The organism is Photorhabdus kayaii (genome assembly GCF_025384895.1).
In the GTDB taxonomy this organism is placed as follows: Bacteria; Pseudomonadota; Gammaproteobacteria; order Enterobacterales; family Enterobacteriaceae; genus Photorhabdus; species Photorhabdus kayaii.
This window is the reverse complement of record NZ_JAJAFZ010000014.1, coordinates 79563-86105: the sequence shown is the minus strand read 5'-3', so window position 1 is coordinate 86105 and position 6543 is coordinate 79563. Positions and strand designations below refer to the sequence as shown.

5 protein-coding genes are annotated in these 6543 nt (G+C 37.7%); 4 read left to right on the top strand and 1 reads right to left on the bottom strand.

Going from position 1 to position 6543, the window contains the following annotated elements; genetic code table 11:
• Positions 1 to 205: 205 nt before the first annotated feature.
• Entirely contained in the window at positions 206 to 1825 is a 1620-nt protein-coding gene (pckA, locus tag LGZ98_RS07980) for a phosphoenolpyruvate carboxykinase (ATP) (protein WP_113042795.1), read from the top strand.
• A gap of 47 nt (positions 1826 to 1872) precedes the next feature.
• Here the strand turns inward: pckA and LGZ98_RS07975 are convergent, their stop codons facing one another.
• Positions 1873 to 2568: a pirin family protein gene (locus tag LGZ98_RS07975; RefSeq protein ID WP_113042797.1), complete on the bottom strand. Its 696-nt coding sequence runs from the start codon at positions 2566 to 2568 to the stop codon at positions 1873 to 1875.
• 691 nt (positions 2569 to 3259) lie between these two features.
• On the opposite strand from LGZ98_RS07975, the gene LGZ98_RS07970 reads away from it, so the two are divergent.
• The 3 genes from LGZ98_RS07970 (at position 3260) to LGZ98_RS07960 (ending at position 5849) form a co-directional block, all read left to right on the top strand.
• On the top strand, positions 3260 to 4624 hold the full coding sequence (locus LGZ98_RS07970) for a sensor histidine kinase (protein WP_113042799.1): 1365 nt from the start codon (positions 3260 to 3262) through the stop codon (positions 4622 to 4624).
• Positions 4624 to 5250: a response regulator transcription factor gene (locus LGZ98_RS07965; RefSeq protein WP_113042801.1), complete on the top strand. Its 627-nt coding sequence runs from the start codon at positions 4624 to 4626 to the stop codon at positions 5248 to 5250. Before LGZ98_RS07970 ends, LGZ98_RS07965 begins: the two co-directional genes overlap by 1 nt.
• Positions 5251 to 5357: 107 nt before the next feature.
• Complete coding sequence (locus LGZ98_RS07960; RefSeq protein ID WP_113042803.1) at positions 5358 to 5849, top strand: GlcG/HbpS family heme-binding protein; 492 nt, start codon at positions 5358 to 5360, stop codon at positions 5847 to 5849.
• Positions 5850 to 6543: the final 694 nt, after the last annotated feature.

Below are 6543 nucleotides of genomic sequence, written 5' to 3'. Positions count from 1 at the left end.
TAAACAAATTTTCTCACCTTTTAAGGCGCGGATTCGCGCCTTTCTAGCAATATCCATAATACTCAAAACTGCTTTTGTGCCTTTGGCCCCAGATTAAACTTAAAAAAATAGTGGGTTTTCAATTTTTTGATAACTATCGCTGTTAATTAATCATAACTATTTATTATTGCTCACAGAAAAAGCGTGACTACCCAGGAGCAATAACATGAGTGTTAAAGGTATTACCCCGCAGGAACTCGCGGACTATGGAATCCATGATGTTAATGAAATTATTTATAATCCAAGCTATGAGTTGTTATTTTCAGAAGAAACCAAACCTTCACTCGAAGGCTGCGAGAGTGGCACTCTGACCAACCTGGGGGCTGTGGCTGTCGATACAGGGATCTTCACGGGGCGTTCCCCCAAAGATAAGTACATTGTTCGTGATGATGTCACCCGTGACACCGTATGGTGGGCTGACCAGGGAAAAGGTAAAAATGATAACAAGCCATTACAGCAGGAAACATGGACATACCTGAAAGGCTTGGTAACTAAACAGCTTTCAGGCAAACGTTTGTTTGTAGTTGATGCTTTCTGTGGTGCTAATGCAGATACACGATTGAAAGTCCGCTTTATCACAGAAGTTGCGTGGCAGGCCCACTTTGTTAAAAACATGTTTATCCGTCCGTCAGATGAAGAGTTGGCTGAGTTCAAACCAGATTTTATTGTGATGAACGGTGCAAAATGCACCAACCCGCAATGGCAAGAGCAGGGTTTGAACTCTGAAAACTTTGTCGCGTTTAACCTGACAGAGCGTATACAGCTTATTGGTGGTACCTGGTACGGTGGCGAAATGAAGAAAGGGATGTTCTCTATGATGAACTACCTGTTGCCACTGAAAGGAATTGCTTCGATGCACTGTTCTGCCAACGTGGGTGAAAAAGGGGACGTTGCGGTTTTCTTCGGCTTGTCTGGTACAGGTAAAACCACACTTTCTACTGATCCAAAACGTAAGCTGATTGGTGATGATGAGCACGGTTGGGATGATGACGGTGTATTCAACTTTGAAGGTGGTTGTTACGCGAAAACCATCAATCTGTCCAAAGAAGCGGAACCTGATATCTACAATGCGATTAGACGTGATGCGTTGCTGGAAAATGTTACTGTACTGACAGATGGCACGGTTGATTTCCATGATGGTTCAAAAACTGAAAACACCCGTGTTTCTTATCCTATCAACCATATTGAAAACATTGTTAAGCCGGTTTCCAAAGCGGGCCATGCAACTAAGGTCATCTTCTTGACTGCGGACGCATTTGGTGTGTTACCTCCGGTATCTCGTTTGACACCCGAACAGACTCAATATCACTTCCTATCTGGTTTTACGGCAAAATTGGCAGGTACCGAACGTGGTGTGACTGAACCAACACCTACATTTTCTGCTTGTTTTGGTGCCGCATTCCTGACTTTGCATCCAACCCAATACGCGGAAGTCTTGGTAAAACGTATGCAGGCCGCAGGTGCTAAGGCTTATCTGGTGAATACTGGCTGGAATGGGACGGGTAAACGAATCTCGATTAAGGATACCCGTGGGATCATTGATGCCATCTTAAATGGTGATATTGAAAAAGCTGATACCATTACATTACCTATTTTCGATCTAGCGGTTCCGACAGCGTTACCGGGTGTGGATACCGATATTCTTGATCCACGTAAGACTTATGCAGATAAATCTCAATGGGAAGAGAGGGCGAAAGATTTGGCTCATCGCTTTGTCGACAACTTTGATAAATATACCGATACACCGGCGGGAGAAGCTTTAGTGAAAGCAGGTCCTAAACTGTAATTGTGAATTTTTTAGCCTCATCCGTTAGGGTGAGGCTTATTTGATATTTATATTGGAGGAAGGTCAAACAACAATATTTCACTATCACTGCTGCTGCTAAGTTGAATATTGACTTCATCTCGAATAGCCAGACCATCGCTGGTGGTGGCTTTGACGCCATTAACCGTCACTTCGCCACGAATGACTTGTATCCAAATATAACGGCCTTTTTCTGCGACATATTCGGCGGTTTCGTGATCCTCAAGTACCCAACGCCATAAAGTCATATCCTGAAATACTTTTAGTGAACCACCCCGCGCATCAGGCGAGAGCACCAGTTGGCGGCCTTGTACATCATCAAAGCGACCTTGTTCGTAGCGCGGTGTTAAACCCGTTTTACTTGGGATGATCCAAATTTGATACAGATGCAATTGGCGATCACTGTTCGGATTGTATTCTGAGTGGCGAATGCCGGTACCTGCGCTCATAATTTGGAATTCACCAGCAGGTACTCGCTCTTTATTTCCTATACTATCCTGGTGTTCAACGGCGCCAGAAAGAACATAGGTCAGTATTTCCATATCCTTATGCGGATGGGTACCAAAACCTTGACCTGCTTTGATGAAATCTTCATTAATGACTCTCAATGCTGAGAAATTCATAAAATTAGTATCGTAATAGCTGGCAAATGAGAAGGTATGCCAACTAGTTAACCAGCCATGATCGGCATGGCCGCGATCTGATGCTTTGCGTAAATGGATCATATTTAAATCTCCTCAATGGTTTTTACAGTCTAATTGAGAAGAGATAGCATTAAAGCTTAAAAATCTGACTTAAAAATTCAAATATTTTAAACAAAGGGTGACTGGATTAATTAATAAAAAGAAGCCAGCACTTGGCTGGCTAAAGTAAACACTGGAAGCAATGTGAGCAATGTCGTGCTTTCATCTGTACCCTGAAGGCAGTTCATCTGAAAGCGATACGAATGATAATAATTATCACTATCGATTGTAAAGTGTTTTTTCTGGTCAAATATAGAATAATGGTGAGGATTTATCTTAACTATTTGATAAATATTGCTATTTTTTTAGATATCGGTGTGATGTCCAAGGGAAAGAAAACCCTTTCATCGAGTCGATTTATTAGGTGATTACCTTAGATTATTCAGTAAATTTGACATGATATTAAGAGCCTTGACAGGGGTCACCGAAACTCTTATCTGGGGTCTATCTATCGAAATAATTTGATCAGGGGCATGAAACATGCTTAGACAAAATAAGCTAGAGCTGGAGTTTCATTTACCATAGGCAACTATTTATTTTAAGAAATGTTTTGATGAAATAATTACGCTATAACGAATTTTAATATGCTGCTCGATGCCAAATGTTCTCTAAAATTCAACTCATTCTGTTTAATAGCCGTTTCTTTTATATATTCTGACTGTACTTTAACGTCATGAAAGATATCTTTTCAGGTAATCATATGTGGCATTTTTTAGCGTGGGTTGTGTTAACAGGTTTGACTATTTTGGGAATGATTAATCATTCACTAAATCAGAATTATCAACAACAAACAGTTTCATTTAATATTCTTTATCGAGAGCTGAGTGAAAAGCTGGCACAACATGACGCGATTGTATCACTAACGGATACTAATATCGAATTAGATCAGCTACAGGAAAATTTTCCACAAATCGTCGGATTACAAGAGATGCCAATGAATGTATTAATATTCCCTATAATCAGTGAAGAGGGAGAGGGAAGATATTGGCTTAATAGTAAACGCGATAATATCCGGTTATTAATAGATCTTAATATCTTAATGAAAGATCTATCATTATTTTCACAATTTCGAATGGTACAACTGGATTGGAATAATCGCCCATTGATTACGTATGGACTGGAGAAAGAGCACTATTTTTGGAACTGGGAGAAAAAGTTAACCAATCGTTTTCAGCCTTTTGTGCTTAAAGTGGGTAACGATCAACAATGGTCTAAAATTCCGTGGGGTTATATTGCTTGTCTGAGTTTTTTATGGGCAGTGATTATCTGTTTTATCTTTTTAATTCAGAAGAATAAAAGATTGAGGAAAATTGCTGATTTACGAGCACATTTCTTTGAATTTACTCGCTTAAATACAATGGATGAAGTGGCAACAGGTGTTGTTCATGAATTAAATCAGCCTTTGACGGCAATTATGAGTTATAACCAAACCGCATTGCGGTTAATGAAAAAGCAGCAATATGATAAAGTAACGTTAATACTGGATTCATCAATTTTGCAAACTCAACGAATCGCAAATTTATTAACGCAGTACCGTCAAAAACTGACGACGGGTAGTATTATTTTACAATCTGTAAATATTTTACCGATATTAGGTCGAGTTGAGATATTGCTCGAAAATGAAATTAAGGCGGGTAAGATTAAGATAATAAAACATATTTGTGATGAATTGCCAATGATATCTGCCGAGCCATTGTGGATTGAGCAAATATTTCACAATTTAATCAGTAATGCTATTCAGGCGCAGCAAGGTCAAAGTCGGTCAGAATATCAAAATTGGATCCGCATCGATATCGCCTATATTAATGAAATGATAAAAATCATGATAACAGATGGTGGTCCTGGACTAAGTGATGAAGCTTTAAAAAACGTATTTATTCCATTCTTCACAACACGTCAACAAGGTATGGGGCTGGGAATGACGTTAACAGAAACATTAATTCATAAACTTGGTGGTGATATTAATGCTGAAAATTGTGAAACAGGAGGAGCGCGTTTTATTATTTGGTTACCAACTAATAAAGGTAAGGAGAAGTAATGGCGGCAGTGATTTATCTTATTGATGATGATGAAGCGATCCGTGACTCATTATCTATGTTATTAGAAACAATGAATTGGCAGGTAATTTCATTTCCTGGTGCGCAAGAATTTCTTGATGAAATTGGCAGTAAGAATATTGCAGCGCTTCAGGGGTGTATTTTATTGGATATTCGTATGCCGGGAAAACCTGGATTGGCATTGCAGGACGATCTTTTAAAACTCAATAGTACATTACCGGTTATTATCATGACAGGACACGGAAATATTGATATTTGTCGTCGTGCTTTTAAGAACGGTGCTTTCGAGTTTTTAACCAAACCTATTGATGCAGATTTACTCATTGAAACAGTATCAAGTGCATTATTATTTCATCAGAAAGTATTTAAGCAACGTCAGATATATGAGCAGTTAAAAGCTAAATTTAGCCAGTTATCTGAACGTGAAAGGGAGGTGATGAAAATTATTTTGGAAGGTAAAACCAGCAAACAAATTGCTCAACAGTTATCATTATCACCACGTACTATTGAGGTTCATCGAGCCAATATATTTCATAAATTGGATATACATTCTTTACCGCAGTTAGTCAAAGAGTATGAATTATTTAAGTCATTTTCTTATGACTAAGTATTTCTACTGAGTCGAATAAGTAATTGGACGAATAGCTATAGCCGATAAATCTCATTAAGTTAGAACAGGATAATTCATCAACTTAAACTTAATGAGGTTTACCTATGAAACATTCTCTTTTCTATACTGTCCTGGCAGCAGGTTTATTCGCTCAATCTGCTTTTGCTTCATCATTAATTACTGAACGTAATATTACTCTTGAGGTAGCGAATAAATTAGCTTCTGAGGCAATTCAGTCCTGTAAATCGAATAATTATAACGTGGCGGTTTCTGTTATTGATAAAAGTGGGGTTTTAAAAGCGGTTCAGCGTATGGATAAAGCCGGGTTGCATACCGTTGAGGCGAGCAAAATGAAAGCTTATACTGCGTTATCTACTCAGAGAACATCAGAGGACGTAATGAAAACCGCACAATCAAATCTTGGTGCTCAATATTTAGGGGATATTCCAGGTTTCCTATTACTCGGTGGTGGTGTTCCTGTTAAATCTGGTGATGAAGTGATTGGTGCAATTGGTATTGGTGGTGCACCGAGTGGTTCTTTAGACCAACAGTGTGCTCTTGATGCAATTCAGAAAATTTCATCAGAGTTATCTTAATCATAATGATTTATAAAATGTACGGGATAACGATAATGAATTAAATATCTATTTCTACTTATGATTAAAATATTCGTTATGTTGATATTAGGAATATGGAATTTAGGTTTAATATCTTTCATTATCGTAATTTGCATAGAGGCAATAACTGGAATTAAATTATTGCCTTTCATTGATTTTGTTTATGGTTAATAGGTCATATTTAGCCTCAGTTTTATTTTAAAATAGCAATTTTATAATAAATATATTCTTGGATAATATATATAATTAGTTCTGTTGTTGATTTTATAATAATATTGCAAATTAAAATATTGTAATAGGCATTTGGAAAATTTATTGAATTGAATGTTATTTCAATTTAGTTAGCTCTATAGATATTCTTCTAGATTATCATTCTATACCCTATGGATTTCAAGATGCATCGCGACGGCAAGGGAACGAATCCCCGGGAGCATAGATAACTATGTGACCGGGGTGAGTGAGTGCAGCCAACAAAGAGGCAACTTGAAAGATGACGGGTATATAACACTATAATATCGCTATCTCTATAGTTCATATCCTGTCATTTAAGTTGTTTATAAAACCCTATTATATTACGATTCTAAATTATAATGGAAAACCAATTTTAATCTTAACAGCTTCTCATAGTGATGAGTTTGGCTTTAATTGGGATGAAAATATAAATGGACGTAGA